The organism is Dyadobacter sp. CY351 (assembly GCF_021502625.1).
GTDB classification, from domain to species: Bacteria; Bacteroidota; Bacteroidia; order Cytophagales; family Spirosomataceae; genus Dyadobacter; species Dyadobacter chenhuakuii.
This window is the reverse complement of sequence record NZ_JAKFFU010000004.1, coordinates 244,935-267,872: the sequence shown is the minus strand read 5'-3', so window position 1 is coordinate 267,872 and position 22,938 is coordinate 244,935. Positions and strand designations below refer to the sequence as shown.

Genomic DNA, 22,938 nt, shown 5'->3' with positions numbered 1-22,938 from the left:
GTCATTAAAACGGAGTTTAAAAAGATTCGACTTGGAGGATGATGCTTTTTGAAACTTAACATTGAGCTAACACCGCTGACCGAAACTAGCTTTAATTTTCGAATCTGCTTTGGACCATGGTTCAGGGTAAATTCAGGTTAATGTGTTCTTTTTATATAAGTCCAAATTTAAAAAAATGAAAAAATTGTTATCCATTGTTGCAGTTGGCTTGCTTAGTCTGACCGCTTTTGAAGGCATGTCTCAAAATAAAAACAAAGTTATAGCGCACCGTGGCGCGTGGAAAAATACCGGCGTAACCGAAAATTCTATTGGCGCATTGGAGCATGCCATCAAACTGGGCTGCTATGGTAGTGAATTTGATGTGCATATGTCGGCAGATTCGGTCATTTATGTGCTTCACGACCATTCGATTAAAGGAACGCATATTGAAAAAACCAATTCCCAGGAGCTTTCCCAGATCAAATTAGAGGATGGAACGGCATTACCAACATTGGAAGCTTACCTGAAAGCGGGCGCAAAACAGAAGAAAACACGCCTGATCCTGGAAATCAAAACTTCTTCGATGGGCAAAGAACGCTCGCTAGCACTGGCTACGAAATGTGTGGAAATGGTAAAAAAATTGAAAGTGGAAGGCATTACGGATTACATTGCCTTTGATTTTGATGTTTGTAAAAAAGTAAAAGAACTGGCTCCGAAAGCACACGTGGAATATCTGAACGGAGACAAAACGCCGGACGAAATTCAAGCCGCAGGACTGGATGGCATCGATTACAACCTGAATGTGTTGAAGAAAAAGCCAGAATACATTGCTGATATCAGAGATAAAAAACTGACAACCAATGTCTGGACGGTGAATGACGAAGAATCCATGAAATGGTTTCTTGAAAAAGGCGTCGATTACATTACTACAAACGAGCCGGAATTGCTTTTGAAAATAACAAAATAGCATGACTATAATGCAAAAAGCGCTGCCCGGAGAAACCTCTGAGCGGCGCTTTTTTATGTCTTAATGTTCACTGAGTCTTAATGCCAGATTTACAAATGTTCAGATCTTTGCAGTTTGCAATTTGCCATTCGTTTCCTGCCACGCCCTGATCACTTGGGTAAGCTGCTTATATTCAATAAGAAAGCCATCGTGGCCATATAACGAATCGATTTCCTGGAAAACAGCGTCCGGAATGTGCCTGGCCAGGAATTGCTGCTCGGATAATGGGAACAGCAGATCGGATTTTATGCCTAATACTAATGTTTTGGCCTTAACCAAGCCCAATGCGTGCACAATTCCGCCGCGGTTCCTGCCAACATTGTGCGAATCCATGATCTTGGAAAGCACCCAGTAAGAATAGGCATTGAACCGCTTCACAAACTTATCGCCCTGGTATTGCTGGTAGGACGATGCCCGGAAATCATCGATCTGATCCGGATTATCACGCGCCTGGGTAAAATTATAAGTGTCGTAATTTCTGTATGACAGCAATGCAATGGATCGCGCGGCCCGCATGCCCATGCTTCCGGCCTCGTCCGTGCCATCATTAAAAGTCGGGTCCGCCTCAATCGCCATCCGCTGCGACTCGTTAAAAGCAATGCCCCATGGCGAATGCAGTGCATTGGAGGCGATCAGGATCAGTTCTTCAAAAAGATCGGGCACTTCCACCGCCCATTCGAGCGCTTGCTGGCCACCTAGGGAACCGCCAATACAAAGCTTTATCTTCTTGATTTCCAGTTCCTGCCGCAGCAGATCCATAGCGCCAACCACATCACGAACTGTGATAGTCGGAAATGATCTGTAAAAAGGTTTATGCGTCCGGGGATTAATGCTCAGCGGACCCGTAGAGCCATAAGCCGAACCCAGGACATTCACGCAAACGATGAAATATTTGGCTGGGTCAAAAAACTTATCGTCCCCTACCAGGCCATCCCACCATTCGGCCGCGTTGGAGCTGCCCGTTAATGCATGACAGATCCAGACAATGTTGTTGTTTTCAGCATTCTGCGTTCCATAAGTGGTGTATGACAGTTCGAAGCCTGGCAATTCACCGCCCATTTCCAGCGCGTAGGCGTAAGGATATTTAAATGTTTTTTGTTCCGCTTGCATAAGTGCCAGAGCACAGGTTTTAATTCAAAAATTTAACAGACTGTCCCGTGGAATGCACAGGGCAGATGCGAGAATAAAGCCATCCGGCTTACGGAAATTTCTAACTGTAAGTTCACGCGAATTGAGTTTATATCTCCTAATAACTTAGGTGGGAATTAGCACCTTTCTCCATTGTGGTAGCAGGTTGCCAGAGGTTCATTGAGCCCATTCTCTCGCCTCTTCTTTATAAATCAATCGCACACAAGGTGAAGCAACTGACTTGATCCTGCAATATTAAGCGCAGATGCCTGAAAATGCAAACAAAAGCACAAATTCTATTTTGCAGGGCATCCAGGGAGGTTTATCTTTGCCCATCCATGATACTGCGTTCGATGAAAAATTACTTGTTCTTCTTTTGTTTTGTTTGCCAAAGTGCCTTTGCCCAACTGCCCGCTCCCGACCAACTTTCCAAACACGTTTACAAGCTTGCATCCGACAAAATGCAGGGCCGCGGAACCGGAAGCAAGGAAAACCAAAAAGCGGCCGGATATGTAGCTGCTCAATTCAAAAAATACAAGCTGCAACCGAAGGGGACCAACGGATTTTACCAACCATTTACGGCCAAAGTGCGGCGCGTGGTTGTTACCGACAGTCTGCGCGAGACGAATAATGTCATCGGCTTTCTGGATAATGGAGCTGCAAATACCATTGTCATTGGCGCTCATTTTGATCACCTGGGGCTGGGCAGACAAGGAAGCTCGAAAGCAGAAAAGCCGGAAGGGCAAATTCACAACGGGGCCGATGATAATGCTTCGGGCGTGGCAGGCTTGCTGGAACTTGCGCGATATTTTTCCAAAAATGATGTCAAAGAACCCTATAACTTTCTCTTTATAGCATTTGGTGCCGAAGAGCTGGGGCTGCTGGGATCGCGTCATTTTGTTAACAATCCTACATTACCATTGGAAAAAATCAATTTCATGACTAATATGGACATGATTGGCCGGTATGATGCCAGCCGCGGCGTTGGGATCGGCGGTTACGGGACCAGTGATGCCTGGCCGGATATATTTAAAGATGTGAAAAGCGATACCAAGTTTTTTACGGACAAGGCCGGAAGCGGCGGCTCGGATCATGGGTCTTTTTATGCCAAAAAAATTCCGGTGCTTTTCTTTCACACAGGCGGCCACGACGACTATCACAAGCCTACGGACGATCCGGAAAAAATCGATTATAATGCAGCTGCCGGCATTCTGCGCATTCATATACAACTCATTGAGAATGCGATGAAACTGCCTAAGCTGACATTTACCACTGTTATATAACCACTCACATTTGTACGGATTCATAGCACCCGCTTTCACGTATGGTTCACCGCATGTTTCACCAGAGGACTTGTATGGGACGCTGTTTCGTGATATCCAGCACAGCCATATTTTTGAAGATTCCAAAACTTTCGCCGACGCGATTCCGCTGGAAGACCCGGTTCTGATCATTGAAAGATATCACCAGGAACAGGACCGGCCCGGATTCGACTTGCAAGCTTTTATCAGTCAGAACTTTCGAATGCCTGCACATATCAAGTCTACTTTTGAGGCCGATAAGAGCTCGTCAACGTCGGAAAACATTGGCAGATTATGGGAGGTGCTCACGCGCCAGCCCGAAAACCAGGAACGTGGCGGTTCCCTGATCCCGCTTCCCTTTCCTTATGTGGTGCCGGGGGGGCGTTTTCGCGAGATTTATTATTGGGACAGCTATTTTACGATGCTTGGTCTGAAAGAATCCGGACGAACGGATCTGATCGAGAGTATGGTCAATAATTTTGCCTATCTCATTGATAGTTTCGGATACATTCCCACAGCCAACCGCACTTATTATCTCACGAGGTCCCAGCCACCGTTCTTTTCCCTTATGGTCCGGCTATACAGTGACATTGCCGGAAATGAAATCCTGAAACGCTATTTGCCTCAACTGCAAAAAGAATATGATTACTGGATGCAGAACGACGGCCCGTCGCACGAGCCATTTACCGCACACCGGCGCCTGGTAAAGCTTCCCAATGGCGCTCTACTGAACCGTTACTGGGATGACAAGGCCACGCCACGCCCGGAGTCCTACCGCGAAGACGTGGAACTGGGCAATGAGGCGCGGGAACGGTTTGGAACGGCTCCGGAGGCAACTTTCAGGCATATCAGAGCTGCCGCCGAGTCGGGATGGGATTTTAGCAGCCGGTGGTTTGCAGACGAAAACGACTTTGCGAGCATTCATACCACAGACATTATCCCCGTTGACCTGAATTGCCTCATGCACCACCTGGAAAAAGCGCTGGCGGAAGCATACCTGTTGCATAACAACACTAAAATGCACCTGCAATATGAAGAAAAGGCACGTTTGAGGGCAGCAGCCATACAGACCTATTTCTGGGACAGCTCGCGGAATTTTTTCATGGATTATGATTTCAAGAAGCAGGATTTCACGAAAGCTGTCACATTAGCAGGCACATTTCCTTTGTATTTCAAACTGGCCACCAAGTCGCAATCACATTATATGCGTGGTTATATCCGGCTCAACTTTATGCGCTCCGGCGGACTGTTGACCACCACGATCAAGTCGGGCCAGCAATGGGATGCGCCTAATGGCTGGGCGCCGCTGCAATGGATCACTTACAAAGGCTTGCGCAATTATAACTTCCACCGGACCGCGGACGAGCTGTGCGCGGAATGGCTCACGCTGGTCGATAAGGAGTTTAAGCATTCGGGCAAATTACTCGAAAAATACAATGTTTCAGACACCAATCTGATCGCCGGTGGAGGTGAGTATGAAGTTCAGGAAGGATTTGGCTGGACCAATGGCGTTTATCTCCGTATGAAAAACCATAAGAGCTAGTTACATATAAACCAGTGTCGAATTTATTATCTGATTCGAATAATAATATTGAAAATTTCCAGAGACAACTTCTTCTAATCGAGAATATTTTTAATACCTTGGTATTGTTAACCCCATTTTTTGAACATGAAACTATCCATATATCAGATCGATGCGTTTACTGATAAACTCTTTTGTGGAAACCCTGCTGCGATTGTCCCTCTGAATGAGTGGCTTCCGGATGAAACAATGCTCAACATCGCTGCTGAAAACAACCTGGCAGAAACTGCATTCTACGTTCCTAATGAAAATGGCTTTCATATCCGCTGGTTTACGCCTTCAGTTGAGGTTGATCTTTGCGGCCACGCAACATTGGCTGCTGCATATGTGATTTTTAATATTCAAGGTTACGAAGGCAAATCGATCCGTTTTGAGTCGCGCAGCGGCGAACTACAAGTGGATTGCAAAGAAGATTGGCTTACATTAAATTTTCCCGTTGACCTGTATCACATCGCCGTGCCGCCGCCTGCATTAGTGGAAGGCCTTTTGGACACGACTATGTTGGAAGTTTATAAAGGAAAAACAGACTATATGGTGGTTTTGGACTCCGAAGAGGTGCTTAAAAACCTGGATTTCGACATTATAGTATTATCAACCATTCCGGCACGCGGCATTATCGTTACGGCTGCCGGTGAGGACGTCGACTTCGTTTCACGCTTTTTCGCACCGCAATCCGGCATAGATGAAGACCCCGTAACCGGTTCTGCACATACAACATTAATCCCTTACTGGGCAGAAAAACTCGGCAAAACAACATTGACCGCCAAACAACTTTCAAAGCGCGGCGGATACCTTAAATGCGAGCTGGACGGCGACCGCGTACACATCGGCGGCCAGGCGAGGCTGTATTTGAAGGGAGAGATATTGATTGATGATTAACTCATCAGCTTCCGCCTCTGCCCCGCATATAATCCACCGATTACAAGCACAGTTCCGACTATTGTATAAATCGTTACCGGCTCGTCCATGAGCCACCAGGCGAAGAAGAAGCCGAAAAGCGGGCATAAAAAGAGCCATAGGGAGGCTTTCACTGTGTCAATTCTGAGTAAGTAAAACCAGCAGATCAGTCCGATGATGGAAACGGCCAGGCTTAGCCAGAGTACCGGAAACCAGAATGTTCCGTCCCAGACAGTGGTTGAGAAATCACTGAAAAGCAATGTTACGGGAAGCAAAAAGACACCCCCCAGGAAAACCTGCCACCCATTGATCAGCAAATTGGGCAGCTCCCACTGAACCGTAGCATAGTAAACGCTGGCTGCGGAAACCGCTATCATGCTGATCAGCAGCAATGTTATCCCTCCTATTGTCGTATAGCTATCTGCCAGTAACGGGTAAGTTGCCACGCCAACCCCTGCCATTCCCAGAATAATCCCTAACCATTCTTCCGTCCGCGGATGCCTTTTGAGCCACCAGGCGGATAACAGCACAATGATCAGCGGGTTAACAGAAACGGCCAGACTGCCGATTCCGGCAGCAGTAAATTTCATGGCGTACACGTAGAGGCCGAGATAAAGCGTTGTATTAAGGAAACCGAATAGCGCAAGCTGCTTCCATTCCTTTTTGTTAGGCATCCGGTAAGACGGATCTTTGCTGAGCAAATAGGAAAAAGATAACAGTAAGATACCAGCAATAAAGAAGCGAACGTTTGCCAATATTAACGGAGCAGCTGACCGGACTCCAAATTTGGTAGCCACAGATGCAGACGACCACAGAATGGAAAAGAGAATGCCAATACCAATGTTTTTCACGCTTTCAAAGAATTATGCTCCAAAAATACACGATGCGTTTCGGGTTCACCCTGCACTTTTTATATTTTTGGGCATGATTGATAAAATAAATGCGAAGTGCATGCTGGTAATTCTTCTTACCGGACTCTATTTCCCTTCTTTTTCGCAAAGTCATTGGACCTACGACTTCAACAATGGCCTTACTCCTATTGAAAATGCCGGCCCGTCCTTAAAAGTGCTCGGGCAGCCTGGAAAATATGTCAAAGAGAAAATTCCGGGTTCTGATGATTTGAGCAGGACCATTTATCAATTCGAGAAAAACAGTGGTTTGCAGTTCAATAATGCGGAGGCCAAAGGTTTTTTGAGCAAATCTTTTACGGTTGAGGTCTATTTTAAAATGGATGAGCTCGACAGCTGGAAAAGGGTTCTCGATTTTAAAAACAGGAAAAGCGACTACGGCAGTTATATATACGATGGCAAGCTCAATTTCTACGATTTTGCGATCGGAGAAAAAGCACCTGTACGGGCAAACCAGTATGTACATTATGTGTACTCACGCGATTTCGAGACCAAGATCATTAAAATGTACATCAATGGTCAATCGAAATTGGAGTTCAAAGATCCGGGAACGGAGGGAATGCTGGATAATGACCAGGTTCTTAATTTCTTCCAGGATGACCTCATCGCTAATCACGAATCCAGTGCCGGCTCCATTGTCCTTATCCGCGTGTACGACCGTGTAATGACGCCCGTTTTTGTAAGAAGAAGTTACCAGACGATCAGCAGGGCGCCCAAAGCAGCGGTGGCCGAAAAAGAGGAAGAAAAGCAACCTGAAGAAAAACCCGCCGTTAAAGAACCTGCAAAAAGAAACACTAATTTGGCGGTTGTAACGGGTCGTGTTTACGATGGAAAGAACTTGAAACCCGTGAATGATGCTGATGTAACGGTCCGCAAATCCAACTCGGATTCGTTGGTGGCATCGACCAAAACGGTTAATGGGATCTATAACTTTGAACTACGGCCTTACGAAACATATCGCATTTCGGCCCAGGCAGAAGGCTTTCAATCCAAAAGTGTATCAGTGAAAGTTTCAAACAGGTTTGAAGAGGTGAAGTCGCTGATCAGCCTTTCGGAATCGACTTACGATACACCGTTATCCACATTATATTTTACGCAAAGCACGGATGTGCTGGAAGATGATGCACTGCGAGGCCTTGATTCGCTTGTTTCTTATTTTCAGAAGCGGGATAATTTAAGGATTGTGCTGAAAGGCCATACGGACAACACCGGCGATTTTGCTAAGAACTTAGAATTGTCGAACATGCGCGTGGCGACTGTTAAAAGTTATCTGCTGGGAAAAGGAATTGACGAAAACCGGATTTCAGGCTCAGGTTATGGTTCGGCGCAGCCAAGCCGCATGAACCAGACAGAAGCATTAAAGAGATCAAACCGCAGGGTGGAAATTTGGGCAGAGCCTATAAAAAGATAAAGCCATCTCACTGAGACGGCTTTATACTGACTATTCCTAAACCCTTAACCTTTTCTTATCTTTTATATCTTTTGCGACTGACTTCGGCGTTTTTTACCGAAAAAATATATCAATGCAAGCGTATCTAAATCTCTTTTTTATATAAAGTAACAATGTTTTGAATAATACTCCAATTTCCTCACTAACTAATTACGGAAACATTTGGCCTATATACGAAGCAAACTAACTTTCAGATTTGCCGGCAAACATTGCTTTTTTACCTCTATTCGCCCTTCTTTTAACTTTTGCCCTATTAACTTGTAACTGAGCGACTAACAGAACTGCGATAATAAATGCAAAGGTAAAAACATTAATTTTATTTCCTTGGATTTATTCAATTTTTATTTCGGCGAACCGTGATACAAATATCTGGATTAGTTTCGAAATTACAAACTTCCTTAAATCGTACCAACAGAATTATATTTGGAATTAACCTTCGTTTTCAAGGGGTATTTTATTATTAAATCTTGCAAATTAAATTTTAACCTTATTAATAATTTGAGAAATAACCAAATTACAGAATATATACAAATCTTGAAATATTTATATATTCTTTATTTAGTACAATCATTGGTTATAATTATTCATTGTCGACTGTATTCCCAAAGTACAAAACGAAAGAACCATATCGCCAGCGTTATCTAAAAATATGGGCAGCTCGGTCATTTCTTCATTGGAAAAAGGTTTTAGCACATAATCTACTTGCCTTCCTCTCGGAAAATTATTTCCTATTCCAAACCGCAAACGGGGATAATTTGTCGACGCCAGCAGCTCCTCAATATTTTTTAGTCCATTATGCCCGCCATGGCTTCCCTTTGGCTTGATCCGCAACGTTCCGAATGGTAGTTGCAGTTCGTCGAGAATGACCAGCAGGTTTTCTTCCTGCACTTTAAACTGATCCATATAATAGCGGATCGCTTTTCCGCTAAGGTTCATGAATGTCGTAGGCTTGATAAAATATATTTGTCTGCCTTTGTGCTTCCACTCCGCCACGAATGCGAGTTTTTCGAAAGAAAATTTAAAATCATGCTGCGCCGCCAGCCTGTCCAGCACCATAAATCCGACATTATGCCTGGTGAATGCGTACTCCGGACCTATATTTCCCAACCCGGCAATCAGATATTTCATTTGTTAAAAGTTTTTGATTTCATCTTCGAGCACTTAATTTAGGCTAAAATTCAGGGAATTTACATTATGCCCCAAAAACGATTAATACTAAGCAGCCCGCTGCTGGAAATCATGACCAGCCGGTTGTGCCAGGAACTGATTGAGAATCACCAGGATTTTGCGAACTCCGTGGTGATGGGACTGCAACCGCGGGGAATACATTTTGCCGAACGCATTATTGCCGAACTGAGAGAACGCACGGGAAAGGACATTCCAATGGGGCACCTGGATGCAACTTTCTATCGCGACGATTTTCGGAGACGCGAATCTCCGCTCCTACCCAATAAAACCAATGTTCCTTTTTTGATCGAAGGAAAAAGAGTGATCCTCATCGACGACGTGCTTTCAACCGGCCGCATGGTTCGGGCGGCGCTTGACGCTATGACGGCCTTTGGACGCCCCAAGACTGTTGAGCTAATGGTCCTGATTGACCGCCGCTACAACAGGGAGATCCCTATTGACCCGGATTATGTCGGCATGCAGGTAAGCACCGTGGAAAGTCAGCGCGTGCAGGTGGAATGGAAAGAACAAGGCTTTGAGGCAGACCATATCTGGATGGTCGATTAATATCAGCGTGGACGAGATGCCTCTTCCTTCGTCGCTTTGCCGATGTCCTCTGTTTTGTAGGTTAATTTATTAATGTAAAAAACCTCACGCCCCTGCCCGATGGTGGACGTGCCCAGGCGCTGCATGCCGTAAGCGAGGAAATACTGTCCATACCAGGGAGATAGATAGCTATCTTCATTGTTAAGCACTTTTTCCTTTTCAGATTTGGCCGTGATCTTGAATTTTTCGCTTTCCACCACAACCTGGTTCCTGCTGATCACCTCTGTATGAATTTCACCTTCCTGCGGATAAGCTAATACAAAATAGTCGTCAACCGGCGTCACCTGGACCATTTCTTGCAAATCGTAACTAGTTAAATCCTTGATTGTAATGGTGTTGTCCCACATAAATTTTCCATTCCTGTCGAAACCGCAGACAATGGCATGCGTGTAACGGTAACCTTCCAGTGATCGCGAAATGTAAGGCCGGGAAATGCCGCCGGTAATGATCGGGCTCGTTGACCTTTGATTAGGATAATAAACCTCCGCTACCAGCACAATTTCATTTTCCGTCTGGATCAGCTCATGAACCAGCAATCTGTAACGAAACTTGTTTTCCTTACCCATGCTTTTCCTCTTTCCGATGCGCTCCATCATTTTCGCACGGCGTTTGGGCTTCATGTAATTGAAGAAATTCTGCAATTCAGAAAATTCTATAAACTGCGGATCGCGCGGCTCATCATGCTCTACGTGCGTGACGTACAAGCCCTGTGAATACTGCGTGCAACCAACGGAATAATTACCGATCAGATAAGAATCGTCTGCATTCAAAGGCACAATCTGGCCGGAGATAAAGCTATATCTGGGATCGCTTAATGTTGTCTTTTTCAATAGCTTCCCATCGTAATTGTACGTTTTGATTTCAAAAACGCAGTTTTTCTTCCGGTAAGCATAAGTAATCACATTAATATAGCCGTCAATTTCATTGATGTCGACATTGTTCAGTTCCGTATTTTTTTCAAAAAGTCCTGGTAAGACGCGCGTTGTATGGTCAAAAAATGAATGGACGATAACCACCGGCCGTGACCTGTAATAACCCGAAACCAATGCTTTGCTTCCAATCACCTTGAACTGTTGTACGTCCACACCTGCTAAAAGATTTCCCTTATAAGTGTCGATAGAACCGTCGCCGTAATTGATCTGCATAAAGAGAAAACGGTCCGTATCCGGCTCAGCAAAAAGCCAGTAACCACTTTCTTCGCCTTTGTAAGCCATGACAGGAATATAGCGAAAATCGAGCTTGTAACTTGTCCGCCAGACCGCTTTTAATGTTGAGTCATACTTCACAAATTGCCATTGCTCATTCCGTGAATTGGACCATTCATTTCCCCTGATCACGGATAGCAAACCTTGCTCGCCCAGGCTAAAAACCTCGAACTGCTCCGTTGAAGTCGGGTTAGCGGGTATTTCCAGACGGTCGGACTGCTGCAATTGTGCGAAGGCACCGGCAACGGGAGTGATACACAAAAAGAGCATGTAGTAAATCCGGTGCCATTGCAAAGAATGGTTATTCATAACTTCTTCCTTCAGGGGTGTAACTCTCTTCAATATTTACCCTAATTTTGCATCAAAAAGGACAACATTGCTATTAATATTATAAATTATTTTAATCAAATAAAAACTTTGGGAAATGTCATTCTGAATTAGAAGAAGCACTTCCATTGACCCCAACATTCATGACGATTGAAGCAATTCTGAAGGACGATATTCAAAAAGCAATCCAGAAGCATTTTGAAGTAACCATTGAAGACATCATTTTACAACCTACAAAAAAGGAATTTGAAGGATTTTACACTTTTGTTACTTTCCCGCTTACCAAGTCCATCCGTAAATCCCCCGCTGAAATGGGCCAGATCATCGGAACTGAGCTCGTAGCGCAATCTTCTGTTGTGGCCAACTTCAATGTGGTGCAAGGTTTCCTGAACATCAGCCTCAAAGACACAACTTGGCTGGAATTGTTTTCGAATGTTTTCAATGATCAGAATTTCGGAACATTCGCGCCAAACGGGCAATCCGTGATGGTCGAATTTTCATCGCCGAACACAAATAAGCCACTCCACCTGGGACATTTGAGGAATAATTTCCTTGGTGATTCGCTATCTAAAATACTCAAAGCCAGCGGTTATGACGTTGTAAAAACATGTCTTGTCAATGACCGCGGCATTCACATCTGCAAATCCATGCTGGCTTACCGCGAGCTTGGCAACGGCGAAACGCCGGAATCGAGCGGGATCAAAGGTGACCATTTGGCTGGGAAATATTATGTGCTGTTTGATAAGGCATACAAAACGCAGATCAGGGAACTGGTAGAGCAGGGAATGTCGGAGGAGGAAGCCACTAAAAAGGCTCCCTGGATCCTGGAAGCGCAAAAATTGCTTTTGCTTTGGGAAAGCAATGATCCCGAAACCGTTGCATTGTGGCATAAAATGAATGGCTGGGTTTACGAAGGTTTCCGCCAGACTTACGATAAAATTGGGGTTGGTTTTGATAAAACTTATTACGAATCAAACACTTACCTGCTAGGAAAGGACATTATTGAAGAAGGTTTACAGAATAATGTGTTTTACAAAAAGCCAGACAACTCCGTCTGGATCGACCTGACCGCGGAAGGACTGGACGAAAAGCTGGTTTTGCGAGGCGACGGCACTTCGGTTTACATCACGCAAGATTTGGGAACCACGGAGCTGAAATACAGCGATTTCCACAACAACCGCTATTTATGGGTTGTAGGAAACGAGCAGGATTATCATTTCAAGGTCCTTTTCGCTATTCTGAAAAAACTCGGCCGCCCTTATGCGGATGGCTGCTATCACATTAGTTATGGCATGGTGGATCTGCCTTCCGGAAAAATGAAATCCCGCGAAGGCACCGTGGTTGACGCGGATGATCTGGTGGAACAAATGATCCAGACCGCCGCCAGCAGAACGCAGGAGCTCGGTAAGATCGATGATTTTGACAGTGCGGAAGCCAAGCAGCTTTATAACCAGCTCGCATTGGGTGCGTTAAAGTATTTTCTTTTAAAGGTTGATCCTAAGAAACGAATGCTCTTCAACCCGGAGGAATCTATTGATTTTCAAGGACATACGGGACCATTTATTCAATATACATATGCCAGGATTCGGTCAATTATTAGAAAAGCGGAGCAGTCAGGCATCCAAGCAGTCATTCCACCCGTAAGCTATACATTACATCCGGCGGAAAGGGAGTTGATCTTTGCATTGTCTCAATATCCGGTGCGTGTGCAGGCTGCCGCCAGTGAGTTCGCGCCTTCGGTGATTTCGCTGTATGCATTTGAGCTGGCGAAGGTCTATAATCAGTTCTATGCCGAAGTGTCTATTTTCTCTGATCCTAATGCAGATTCGGTCAAATTCCGCGTTGCATTATCTAGTGCTGTAGCTGAAACAATTCAGAAGGCTTTGGGGTTATTAGGGATAGAAGTTCCGGAGCGAATGTAGCGAGGCCGGGTGGTTAGGGAAGTTGTTTTGAAAAGCCGCTAAAATGTATCGAATATCCTGTATTTCACTTTTTAATTACATAATCTAACCAATAACCAGACTACAATTATGAGCTTATTAAAAACATTATTTATTATGATCACGAGTTTAATATCCGGCCTTTTCGCCGATAAGTCCGAGATTGCGACAAGACCTGCCCATGACGTTGTTGCTAAGCAAACGCTTTATGATTTCAAGGTTAAATCTCTTGTAGGAAATAAGACGGTTGACCTGAGCAAATACAAAGGCAAAAAAGTGGTGATCCTGAATGTTGCTTCCAAATGCGGCTATACTAAGCAATATGCAGATTGGGAAAAGTTCAACAAGGAGCACGGAGATAAAGTGGTTGTGTTGGGCTTCCCTGCAAACAACTTTGGTGGCCAGGAGCCAGGCACAAGTGAGGAAATCGCAACATTCTGTTCGGCAACTTACGGCGTAACTTTCCCGATGTTTGAGAAGGTTTCCGTTACAGGTGAGGATCAGGCGCCGATTTACAAATGGCTTACTACAAAGGATTTGAACGGCTGGAACGACAAAGCTCCAACCTGGAATTTCTGCAAATATGTAATAAATGAGAAAGGTGAGCTAACCAATTTCTTCGCCTCAAAAATCCTTCCGACTGACCCAGAGTTTCTGACAGCGGTTGGCATTTAAGAAAAGCTTTTTAACTTTCAGGCTGCAAATGTTGCAGCCTGAAATATTTTCACCACATACACATCACTAAGCATGAAAGACATTACCGAAGCTAAGCGTTACATCTCCAACGCAAAAGAGATTCTGAGAGAAAAAGCGATTAAGGAAAATGGTGTTTACAAGGATCGTAAATACGTAAAGATGGCTGGACACACTGCATATGCTGGCGTTTTGGTGGCATTAGATAGTGTTTTAGGAGAAAAAAAGACAAAGACCAGAAAAAGCGTTGAATGGTATCAAAAAGAATTATCAACGACTGACAAGAAAATCCTCTCCTATTTTCTGGCCGCTTATGACACGCTCCACTTGTCGATGAGTTACGACGGAAATTTGAGCGCGGGTGTTTCAACCGAAGGTCTCCAACTTGCAGAAAAAATTATTGACTGGGCGGAGCGCAAAACGCAAGCCTGACATTACCCTACTCTTATTAATCAATGAACCCCTGGATTGAAGCAGCCCGTCCCCGCACATTGCCTCTTGCACTTTCATGTATTTTAATGGGCTGTTTCCTGGCAGCTTCCACGGGAAGGTTCAGCTGGCTGGTTGCGGGATTGAGCGTCTTGACAACAATTTTACTGCAAGTGCTTTCCAATTTCGCCAATGACTATGGTGATGCCGTCAACGGTAAAGACACTGAATTGCGCGAAGGTCCGCGCAGGGCCGTTCATTCCGGGCACATTCAGGCTTCTACCATGTTGAAAGCCATCATTGTTTTCTCAATTCTGGCATTAATTTCAGGAATTTCGCTTCTGATCATCGCCTTGAAAGGCGCTCCTGCTAATGTCTTCTGGGTTTTTCTGGGGATTGGCATCGCGTGCATTATTGCTGCGATTACTTACACGGCAGGGAAGCGTCCATATGGTTATGTAGGATTGGGAGATTTGTCTGTTCTCATATTTTTTGGATGGGTGGGTGTACTGGGAAGCAGTTATTTGCACACGCATGTTTGGGACTGGGGCCTGCTCCTTCCAGCTTCGAGCTGCGGACTTTTCGCCGTTGGTGTTCTCAATATCAACAACATTCGCGACATTGAATCTGATAAAGCGACGGGAAAAAACTCCATTCCCGTCCGCCTCGGACGTGAAAAAGCGATTGCTTATCACTGGACGATCCTGATCATTGGAATGCTCTGCGTTTCGGTTTATACAGCCGAACACTTCTCTGGTTATACGAGCTTGATTTTCCTGCTGAGCTTTCCTTTATTTATCAAAAATGGCCTGGCAATTTCCAGGTTGAAAAAAGCCAGCGAACTGGATCCCTATTTGAAACAAATGGCACTTTCTACATTGCTCTTTGTGATTCTGTTCGGCATAGGCGTTGTTTTGTGAGCCTTGTTATTTAACAAATGGCTTGATCGCATCTCCCAGCATTTTATATCCTTTTGCATTCGGATGCAGTCCGTCGGAAAATAGCGATTCGTCGACTTTGCCGTCTGTTTTTAGAAAGATTTTTCCCGGGTCCAGGAAATTTACATTGGTTTCTCCCGTCAGCTGCGCGAGTTTTTCATTGATCACAGCAACCCGTCCTTCCTGCTGACGCCTCGGATAAATTCCCAGCATGGTGATCTGTGCGTCAGGCTGATGAAACTTGATTGCGTCAATGAGCATTCGCCAGCCTTCCACAATTTCCTCATCCGAATTCAAATGCAGGTTATTTGTGCCAATGTTGACAAAAATCTGCTTGGCTGCATAGCCGTCCAGTTCTCCGTGGTTAATACGCCAGAGCACATTCTCGATCCGATCCCAGCCATAGCCCATATTACGGGCGTTTCTACCAAAAGTATTGTCCCAGGAATCAGCTCCACTGGCCCGTGGACCTTTCGGTACACCTCCCCAAAAATGCGTAATGGAGTTCCCGATAACGACTGTTGCCGGTGGGTTCTTTTTGTTTAGATCCAAGATCTCCGCGTGCCGCGCTTGCCAATCGTAATTATTCGGCTCCCGCATTTGAGTCACCGGTTGGGTTGTGGACGCTTCGCCTTTATATTCATGCAAAATCTGCCGCAAATGCTTCTCGTAACCTTCCGCATAACGCATCATACCAAGGTCATTAGGATGCGTTCCGTCCACCATAGTCTCGATATCCTGTCCGAAATCAGCTTTTGGAATAATGTATAACTGTGTAATGCCCTCCGCTTTGAGCTGTGCAAACGCTTCTTTCAATGTTTCATTTACCTCACTGTAAAAATGCTTGCTTTGAGGGTTCATATCTTCATCCGTGTAACCGGCGTGCGATGCAAGGACTATGGGCGTCTTTGGATGCTTTTTGCGGAGTGTCCGCGTGGTGGCAAGAATCCTGTTTTTTACGTCTTCAATGGTGAGTCCAAGCTTGGAATCTGGCCTTATCGTAAGATTGGGAAGACAATCGAGCACAAATATCTTGGCATCAATTTCCGAGACAATGCTGACCACTTCTTCTTCAAGTCGACCGTTTCCGGAGAATCCGAGATTAATGAGCGGGTGATCCAGCTTGCGGCCCAAAATTGCTGTCCAGGCCATTCCCGGGCGTGAAGCGCATGCGCCGTGTGCGATGGATGTGCCGTAAATGACGATGGGTTTATCTTGCCGGGTGGCAAGTGGTGTGAATTCCGTTCCATCCGGAGTGCCCACTTCCAGCCATTTTACGCTGCTATATAAAGAGAGATAAAGCCTGTATTCCCGTCCTCTCTTGTGATAGGAATCATTGGGCTCCAAGCCTCTGAATGTGTAGGTTATGGTGTCTCCAAAGGCATATTTCCCGGCGCACCAGCGCCAGTCGCCGTCGCTGGAAATGGCGTAAAGATCCACCCCGCTTACACCCGTTGCAGGCATGTGCGGCAACGCGTGCTTGCCGTTCACAACATAGCGAATGCTTATTTCCGATGCATTCGCCCGGAATCGCAGCATTAATCCGGCCGACTGGTTGGACAGTCCCCAAACCTGCTCCCTAACCTGCTTCTCTGCACGTGCCGGCAACCGGTCATAGGGATTTTTAACTTCCTTCGGCCAAGCCTGACCTTCCAAAACAGGGAATGTTGCTGTTTGCGGATTCCACCAGTTTAATTTTGCGGTCTGGGCAAATGTAAAATGGAACGAGAGGATCAGCCCAACAAAGGCTATGGCGGTTTTGAACTTCATATAAAAAGAAAATGGACACTTCTGAATATCTTCAAAAGTGCCCATTCGCAGGTTTCTTACTTCGATGATCGGAATTATTTCACGATCACGCCATCGGCAATAAAGGTCAGCTCATCCTTCGGCTCGGTGATTTTTGCGATCTCTTCCTGACTCTGACCGGCGTCCTTTGCATAATGTTGCAAATGCTCCACCGGGATCGTTTTCTTTTGCGCCTGTCCTTCGAAAACGACCGTTTTGCCCGTTATGTCTTTTGGAACAAAAAATCCGTAATCCTTGAACATTACACGCATTGTTTCACCATTATCCAGCTTCACCGTCATCCAGCACCCTTTAACCTGACAAACAGACTCCACCTCGCCGCTCACCTTGGCTGCCATTTCTTTTTTATCCCCCATTTGCTTAGGCAAAGTGCTGGCCTTAATGGCCTTGCTCTCGGTAATTTCCTTGCCAAAATGGTTTTCGGTTTGCGCTTCTGCGATCAATGTGCCCAGGGCGAGCAAGATGAGCATCATTACTTTTTTCATGTTCGTTATGTGTTTAAGTGTAAGATTATTATTCCAGAACTTCTACCCAGCCTTTGCAATGGTTGCCCTGCGGCGTGTCCACCACATAAAAATAGGTCCCGTTACCAATGCCTTTGCCCCAATCATTTTTATAATCTGCCGTCTTGTAAACCGATTTCCCCCAGCGGTTAAACACTTCAAGCGAAGCCGGCAAAACGGGCACGATGAACAGATCATTCTTGCCATCCCCATTCGGCGTGATCACATTGGCCAATGTAAATGGCGGCGATGCAGTTATTTTTTTTGACGCCGTCAATGCGCATCCCGCACTGTTATAAGCAGTTAATGTGACTGTGTATTCACCCGGCGTTTCGTAAATATATTCATTAATTTCCGGATCCGTGATGGTATTCCCCGTGCCCAGGTTCCATTCGTATCGCTGCGCATTTTTGGTTTGATTGGACAGCGAATAGCTGAAAGGTGCATTACAAGCCCCACCAGACTGATTTATTTCAAAAATAGGCTCATGCGCCCTATCCACCTTCACCGTAATCTCGCGCACAGGCCGGCAACCGTCCGCATAAGTGCCTTCAATAGTGTAAGTGGTTGTTTTTTGCGGCTTCACCGTGACCGTTTTTCCAATGGTTTCTTCCAAGCCCTCTGTTGCCAGCCAGCGATATTTCGTCCCATCGCCCGAAATACTCAGCACAACAGTCGCTCCGGCGCAAACTTCCACATCCGGCATATCAATGAAATCGGTTTTTTTGTCAACCAAAACCTTCATTTTCTCGGTCACCTTACAGCCGCTTGCATTGCTGATCTCAACGGAAAATTCGGCGTCTTCCCGGACCGTTACGGACGGCATAGCTATCGATGCATTGTCCATTCCGGTTGCCGGTGACCATTTATATTGCGTCCCGCCGGAAGCCCAGAGTTGTAATTTCGTGTTTTCACAAACCGTAGTATCCGCCTTAATCTTGCTATTCAGCGTTTCAACGATGATCTTCTTCTGCGCAACGTCCACGCGCTTACAACTCAGCCGATTGTATGCCTTTAATGTAACGGTGTATTCGCCAGGTTTGGTAAATGTATATTCCGATTGATCCTCTTCGCGCGAAAACGTGCTTCCCCCGACATCCCAGATGTAATCCACGCCGCCTTCGCTTGTGTTTACAAAAGATAAGGACAATGGCGCGCAGCCGCGCAGCACGTCTTTGGTGCTTCCGGAATAAACGTCGAAGTCAGCTTTCAGTCGGTCAATGTCTATTTTGAATGCTGCGTTGTTACAATTTTCGCTGTTGTTTGTCTTTGACCAGGCCTGAGGCGTTGCCGGAAAACCGCTTCCGCCGCACGCGCAGGTTGCATGATAAATCGTCCCGTTTTTATCAAACCGGCTCGTTCCGCCATCCACGTGATCTCCCTGGACCTGGCCCGAACGGTCGCGGCTGCCGAAATAGGTGGAATATAGCAGCGATTTTGCGTTTTGTTCGAGAATGGCAATGTAAAAGTTATTTCCGTTGGTCAATGACTGGATCGCGTCGTCGGTAACGACCATATTATTGGTTGTGCTGTTTACATTATTGCCGGTGGACGAATTCACATTGCCGCCCCAGCCCGCCAGGTAAATGTTGCCACATTCGCTCACCAAAAATGCAGTCGGTGAAATGTCCGGAACGCCTCTCCCCGATCCTATAACCGTTGAAAAAATGGTTTTGGACAACGCGCCGTCCAACGCATGTACAAACTGACCGCTCTTCGCATTTTGATAAACACCCTTACTCACCGGATAAGGACCATTCGTTAGTCCATAGACATACACATTGTTAGCCGCATCCAGATCCAGCAAATAAGCGCCATCCTGGTTCGCGGTGCCCAGGTAAGTGGTGCCCGCCAATTTGTCGTTAACATAACGCGCTACAAATCCATCTTCTGTTCCGTTCAATGCTTTTTGATAGGAGGACGCTGTGGTCGGCAGATTCTTGCTTTGGGTGATTCCGGCTACGTAAATGTCGCCTGCGGCCGAAACTTTCAGCGAATATGCGGCATCCCACTCGTTTCCCCCTACAAATGTGCCCCATAGCAAATTATTTAGCCCCGCATTAAACTTTAAAACAACTCCATCCTGCACGCCTGCGAATTTATCCTGCACAGGATTTTTCAGAGGAAAATTGGCCGAATTGGTTGAGGATACGATAAAGACATTATCTTCCCTATCAATGCCTATCTCACCTCTGAATGCGTCGCCGTAATTGCGGATTGTTGCCAGATCGCTCATGCTTACGCCGTCGTTCCCGCTGCCGCCTGCGAAGGTGGAGGCTGCCAGTTGTTTGCCGTCGGCGCTCATTTTAGCCACAAAAATGTCGCTGCCGTTATCAAGATCCAGCCCGGAAATGGGGATAATCTTTGTTCCGCCGCCAAATGTGGTTTGAAATGCGCCCGTTCTCGTTGGAAAGTTCTTGGAAGATGTTGTGCCTAAGATTAGCAATTCCTTTTTGCTGTTGACGATCAGGCTGCTTGGAATGTCGGTTTGGCTGCCGCCGAGGAATGTTGCGTAAATGAGTTTGCTGCCGTCCGGCGTGAATTTCATGATGGAAACGTCTACTAACCCTTCAAATTTGGTTTGAAAAGCACCGACTGTCGCCGGAAAATTGGCCCCAAAAACCGTCCCGCCGGAATACAGATTCCCCTCATCATCATACGTCGCCGTATGTCCCCAGTTGTCCGCAACGGAGCCGGAATAAGTGGAAAAGATCAATTCCGGATCAATAGTGAGCTTTTCTGATTTATTATAAGCTTTGGGAATGCTGAATGTGACCACATTATCGGCAGACAAAAGAAATTTTGAGGAAACTTCAGTTGTCCTCGCATTAACCTGCTGAAAGGAATAGGGTTCCGCTTCTTTAAACTGCCCTATGCTCGTTTTGACAACAATCTGGCCTGTTTCGTTTACGGAAACCTGCTCAGCACCATTGTATTTCATCCGGATTTGCGACGGATCAGCCTGCGGATGCACAATGAATTCATATTTGAGTTTGAATTGATGCAGGTAAACACGCATATCAATCCCCTCATAGATATTTTTATAAATCACCTCCTGAAAACCCTTCACATTACCCGCCCAATGCGCCTCTTCTTTGCCCAGAAAATAATTGAAACCGGTTTCAACGGGTGCATTAGCCTCATATTTGACATTCGCAGAAGCGCCCATAAACTGCACTTCTACACCATGCGCGGCAATGGATTTTTCAACTTCGCGCGCACCATCTGAAGCCACAGGCTTTTTTCCATGATTGGCGGAAACATGGGCGGCATCATATAGTACGTAAACGATTGATTGTTTTTTCAAAAACAGGAAGCCGCCGGGGATTTCGGTGCGGAACAAAATGTCGGATTCCCACTGGCCGCGGTTTTCAATAAAATGCATTCCGGCAGCCAGGCAGTTGCCTATAATGCAGGTTAAAAACACGAAAATTAAGACGACTGGACGTAAATTTCTCCGCATATATGGCTCCGCTGTGTTTCTATTTGAACGCAGAAACTGAGATGATATTTTCACAAAATTCATATTCCTGCTTCACATTCGAGCCCAGCAGAACGAGCTGATTTTGTGTGTGATGCACGACGTGATCGAGATACCAATTGATGCCCGGGACATCCAGATTGGTCGTAGGTTCGTCGAGAAAAATGACGGGAACATCTGACATAAAAGCCAGCCCCAGCTTCACGCGCTGTTTCATGCCGGAGGAAAAATGCCGGAGCGTCTTCCCGCTGGCATGCGGCAATTGTATAAAATCTTCAAAATCTTTGGATGAAATGCCGTTTTTAAATGCCTTGAATTTGCTGTGAAACTGGATCAGCTCGCGCAATGTAAACTCCTCGATCAGTTCGAGATAAGGCGCAGCGATCACCAGATGTTTGTACCAATGGTCGACTTCGATTTCCTTTCCCGATTGATCAATGTATCTGATCGTGCCCTCGGAAACAGGGACAATGCCCGTCAGCAATTGCAATAAGGTCGATTTTCCGCTGCCGTTGGGGCCTACAAATGTGTATTGTTGCCCAGCTGCCAGCTCAAATGTAGCGTTACGGACAATCCATTCCTTGACAAATTTTTTACCTATTTTCTCAACTGATATCTGCACTTTTCAAAAACTTAGAATGATGAAGGCGGTTGGAAAACCTTCTATTTAGCGGCATAATGTTCATATGCCGCCTTCGAAACCTGTGCCATAACCGATTCGATCGCTTTCACCTCGGCTGTGGAATTTGACATAAACAGTACGATAGCGAAACTCTTCCCATTGGCCATTTTCACGACGCCGACATCATTAACAGCCGCCATCATGCCCTTATCGTTCGTGCCCGAAGTTCCTGTTTTATGCGCCACAACGGCTTCCTTCGGCAATTGACCTTTAATCCGGTTCATGCCAGTGGGGCCATCGATCATGATCTTTGATAAAAAATCATGGCTGGATTTGGAAAGATTTTTCCCTTTGTAAAAAATATCAAGCAGTTGCAGCATTGCTCCGGGCTTGCACCAGTTAGTATATTGCACATTCCAATCCTGCCCCATTTGCTCCTCGTTGGCAACAATCGCAATGTCTTTTACGCCTAAACTATGCACATAATCCTGAACGGGTTTTGTGCCGCCGGCCAGTTTGAAAAGAATATCGCAGGCAATGTTATCACTCAACGAAACCATGCTGGCCAGCAAATCCGCAATGGTAAGATCGACATTTCCATCCGGATATTTGTCGCGCAGCGGGCTGTAAGTTTTCAGTTGAACGTCCTCTTTCGTAAGGTGATACTTTTGATCCAATGCTAATTTCCCTTTATCCACCTGATCCAAAACCGCCATCGCGATAGGAAATTTGAAAGAGCTGAGCATGGGGAACTTGTGATCTGCATTTAAAATCAATGTTTCCTTCCCTTCCAAATCCTTAATAGCAACACCCGCTATGCCGTCAATCTGCTTCGTAATACTTTCCAGCTGACTCTTGAAATCGGACTTTTGCGCAAATAATAAGTTGGGTAATACAAATAATGCCGGTAAGAGAATGCGCCGTAATGTCTTTACTTTCATGAATATGGATCAATTGCCTTATTGGA

At 45.7% G+C, this 22,938-nt stretch carries 19 protein-coding genes and 1 riboswitch; of the genes, 10 read left to right on the top strand and 9 right to left on the bottom strand.

The annotated features are described in order from the left end of the window. The first annotated feature begins 175 nt into the window (after positions 1–175). Positions 176–946: a glycerophosphodiester phosphodiesterase family protein gene (locus L0660_RS10300; RefSeq protein WP_235159401.1), complete on the top strand. Its 771-nt coding sequence runs from the start codon at positions 176–178 to the stop codon at positions 944–946. A gap of 99 nt (positions 947–1,045) precedes the next feature. Here L0660_RS10300 and metX read toward each other — a convergent pair whose 3' ends face one another. Further along, on the bottom strand, positions 1,046–2,095 hold the full coding sequence (gene metX / locus L0660_RS10295) for a homoserine O-acetyltransferase (RefSeq protein WP_233797079.1): 1,050 nt from the start codon (positions 2,093–2,095) through the stop codon (positions 1,046–1,048). Positions 2,096–2,219: 124 nt separating this feature from the next. Further along, a riboswitch (SAM riboswitch) is annotated at positions 2,220–2,327 on the bottom strand. Positions 2,328–2,466: 139 nt separating this feature from the next. Here metX and L0660_RS10290 point away from each other — a divergent pair. The 3 genes from L0660_RS10290 to L0660_RS10280 all read left to right on the top strand — a co-directional run bounded on the left by L0660_RS10290 (position 2,467) and on the right by L0660_RS10280 (position 5,875). Further along, positions 2,467–3,396 carry a M20/M25/M40 family metallo-hydrolase gene (locus L0660_RS10290; RefSeq protein ID WP_235159400.1) on the top strand — a complete coding sequence of 310 codons (930 nt, stop codon included), beginning with the start codon at positions 2,467–2,469 and terminating at the stop codon, positions 3,394–3,396. Positions 3,397–3,406: 10 nt separating this feature from the next. Beyond that, complete coding sequence (gene treA, locus L0660_RS10285) at positions 3,407–4,957, top strand: alpha,alpha-trehalase TreA (RefSeq protein WP_235159399.1); 1,551 nt, start codon at positions 3,407–3,409, stop codon at positions 4,955–4,957. A 126-nt stretch (positions 4,958–5,083) separates the two neighbouring features. Beyond that, positions 5,084–5,875, top strand: coding sequence for a PhzF family phenazine biosynthesis protein (locus L0660_RS10280; protein WP_235159398.1), 792 nt, complete (start codon positions 5,084–5,086; stop codon positions 5,873–5,875). Here the strand turns inward: L0660_RS10280 and L0660_RS10275 are convergent. Then, positions 5,872–6,744 carry a DMT family transporter gene (locus L0660_RS10275; protein ID WP_235159397.1) on the bottom strand — a complete coding sequence of 291 codons (873 nt, stop codon included), beginning with the start codon at positions 6,742–6,744 and terminating at the stop codon, positions 5,872–5,874. The genes L0660_RS10280 and L0660_RS10275 overlap by 4 nt on opposite strands. A 100-nt stretch (positions 6,745–6,844) precedes the next feature. Here L0660_RS10275 and L0660_RS10270 point away from each other — a divergent pair, with 100 nt between their 5' ends. Further along, the gene (locus tag L0660_RS10270) at positions 6,845–8,212 is read left to right on the top strand and encodes an OmpA family protein (protein WP_235159396.1); all 1,368 of its coding nucleotides are present in this window, start codon (positions 6,845–6,847) and stop codon (positions 8,210–8,212) included. 606 nt (positions 8,213–8,818) lie between these two features. Here the strand turns inward: L0660_RS10270 and pth are convergent. After that, on the bottom strand, positions 8,819–9,379 hold the full coding sequence (gene pth / locus L0660_RS10265) for an aminoacyl-tRNA hydrolase (RefSeq protein WP_235159395.1): 561 nt from the start codon (positions 9,377–9,379) through the stop codon (positions 8,819–8,821). A 66-nt stretch (positions 9,380–9,445) separates the two neighbouring features. On the opposite strand from pth, the gene pyrR reads away from it, so the two are divergent. Beyond that, positions 9,446–9,985, top strand: coding sequence for a bifunctional pyr operon transcriptional regulator/uracil phosphoribosyltransferase PyrR (gene pyrR / locus L0660_RS10260; protein ID WP_026628231.1), 540 nt, complete (start codon positions 9,446–9,448; stop codon positions 9,983–9,985). Positions 9,986–9,987: 2 nt separating this feature from the next. Here the strand turns inward: pyrR and L0660_RS10255 are convergent, their stop codons facing one another. Continuing rightward, positions 9,988–11,538, bottom strand: a complete 1,551-nt coding sequence (locus tag L0660_RS10255) for a hypothetical protein (protein ID WP_233797086.1) — start codon at positions 11,536–11,538, stop codon at positions 9,988–9,990. Between the two features lie 161 nt (positions 11,539–11,699). On the opposite strand from L0660_RS10255, the gene argS reads away from it, so the two are divergent. From argS to L0660_RS10235, 4 genes are all read left to right on the top strand, one after another. Further along, positions 11,700–13,478 carry an arginine--tRNA ligase gene (gene argS, locus L0660_RS10250; RefSeq protein WP_235159394.1) on the top strand — a complete coding sequence of 593 codons (1,779 nt, stop codon included), beginning with the start codon at positions 11,700–11,702 and terminating at the stop codon, positions 13,476–13,478. 135 nt (positions 13,479–13,613) lie between these two features. After that, positions 13,614–14,171, top strand: coding sequence for a glutathione peroxidase (locus L0660_RS10245; protein ID WP_235159393.1), 558 nt, complete (start codon positions 13,614–13,616; stop codon positions 14,169–14,171). A 72-nt stretch (positions 14,172–14,243) separates the two neighbouring features. Further along, positions 14,244–14,621, top strand: a complete 378-nt coding sequence (locus tag L0660_RS10240; protein ID WP_233797089.1) for a DUF5618 family protein — start codon at positions 14,244–14,246, stop codon at positions 14,619–14,621. 23 nt (positions 14,622–14,644) lie between these two features. Beyond that, complete coding sequence (locus L0660_RS10235; RefSeq protein WP_235159392.1) at positions 14,645–15,538, top strand: 1,4-dihydroxy-2-naphthoate polyprenyltransferase; 894 nt, start codon at positions 14,645–14,647, stop codon at positions 15,536–15,538. Between the two features lie 6 nt (positions 15,539–15,544). Here L0660_RS10235 and L0660_RS10230 read toward each other — a convergent pair whose 3' ends face one another. The 5 genes from L0660_RS10230 to bla all read right to left on the bottom strand — a co-directional run bounded on the left by L0660_RS10230 (position 15,545) and on the right by bla (position 22,912). Continuing rightward, a complete protein-coding gene (locus L0660_RS10230; RefSeq protein ID WP_235159391.1) occupies positions 15,545–17,326 on the bottom strand; it encodes an SGNH/GDSL hydrolase family protein in 1,782 nt (593 codons plus the stop codon). Positions 17,327–17,400: 74 nt separating this feature from the next. Beyond that, a complete protein-coding gene (locus L0660_RS10225; RefSeq protein WP_235159390.1) occupies positions 17,401–17,850 on the bottom strand; it encodes a DUF4920 domain-containing protein in 450 nt (149 codons plus the stop codon). 28 nt (positions 17,851–17,878) lie between these two features. Further along, positions 17,879–21,331: a PKD domain-containing protein gene (locus L0660_RS10220; RefSeq protein ID WP_235159389.1), complete on the bottom strand. Its 3,453-nt coding sequence runs from the start codon at positions 21,329–21,331 to the stop codon at positions 17,879–17,881. A 19-nt stretch (positions 21,332–21,350) separates the two neighbouring features. Next, on the bottom strand, positions 21,351–21,971 hold the full coding sequence (locus L0660_RS10215; protein ID WP_235159388.1) for an ATP-binding cassette domain-containing protein: 621 nt from the start codon (positions 21,969–21,971) through the stop codon (positions 21,351–21,353). Between the two features lie 41 nt (positions 21,972–22,012). After that, a complete protein-coding gene (bla, locus tag L0660_RS10210; protein ID WP_235159387.1) occupies positions 22,013–22,912 on the bottom strand; it encodes a class A beta-lactamase, subclass A2 in 900 nt (299 codons plus the stop codon). Positions 22,913–22,938: the final 26 nt, after the last annotated feature.

Excerpts from the sequence above, each read along its gene's own strand:
- L0660_RS10300 (WP_235159401.1), top strand. The coding sequence starts at position 176 with ATGAAAAAATTGTTATCCATTGTTGCAGTTGGCTTGCTTAGTCTGACC.
- metX (WP_233797079.1), bottom strand. The coding sequence starts at position 2,095 with ATGCAAGCGGAACAAAAAACATTTAAATATCCTTACGCCTACGCGCTG.
- L0660_RS10290 (WP_235159400.1), top strand. The coding sequence starts at position 2,467 with ATGAAAAATTACTTGTTCTTCTTTTGTTTTGTTTGCCAAAGTGCCTTT.
- L0660_RS10280 (WP_235159398.1), top strand. The coding sequence starts at position 5,084 with ATGAAACTATCCATATATCAGATCGATGCGTTTACTGATAAACTCTTT.
- L0660_RS10270 (WP_235159396.1), top strand. The coding sequence starts at position 6,845 with ATGCTGGTAATTCTTCTTACCGGACTCTATTTCCCTTCTTTTTCGCAA.
- pth (WP_235159395.1), bottom strand. The coding sequence starts at position 9,379 with ATGAAATATCTGATTGCCGGGTTGGGAAATATAGGTCCGGAGTACGCA.
- pyrR (WP_026628231.1), top strand. The coding sequence starts at position 9,446 with ATGCCCCAAAAACGATTAATACTAAGCAGCCCGCTGCTGGAAATCATG.
- L0660_RS10255 (WP_233797086.1), bottom strand. The coding sequence starts at position 11,538 with ATGAATAACCATTCTTTGCAATGGCACCGGATTTACTACATGCTCTTT.
- argS (WP_235159394.1), top strand. The coding sequence starts at position 11,700 with ATGACGATTGAAGCAATTCTGAAGGACGATATTCAAAAAGCAATCCAG.
- L0660_RS10245 (WP_235159393.1), top strand. The coding sequence starts at position 13,614 with ATGATCACGAGTTTAATATCCGGCCTTTTCGCCGATAAGTCCGAGATT.
- L0660_RS10240 (WP_233797089.1), top strand. The coding sequence starts at position 14,244 with ATGAAAGACATTACCGAAGCTAAGCGTTACATCTCCAACGCAAAAGAG.
- L0660_RS10235 (WP_235159392.1), top strand. The coding sequence starts at position 14,645 with ATGAACCCCTGGATTGAAGCAGCCCGTCCCCGCACATTGCCTCTTGCA.
- L0660_RS10230 (WP_235159391.1), bottom strand. The coding sequence starts at position 17,326 with ATGAAGTTCAAAACCGCCATAGCCTTTGTTGGGCTGATCCTCTCGTTC.
- L0660_RS10225 (WP_235159390.1), bottom strand. The coding sequence starts at position 17,850 with ATGAAAAAAGTAATGATGCTCATCTTGCTCGCCCTGGGCACATTGATC.
- L0660_RS10220 (WP_235159389.1), bottom strand. The coding sequence starts at position 21,331 with ATGCGGAGAAATTTACGTCCAGTCGTCTTAATTTTCGTGTTTTTAACC.
- bla (WP_235159387.1), bottom strand. The coding sequence starts at position 22,912 with ATGAAAGTAAAGACATTACGGCGCATTCTCTTACCGGCATTATTTGTA.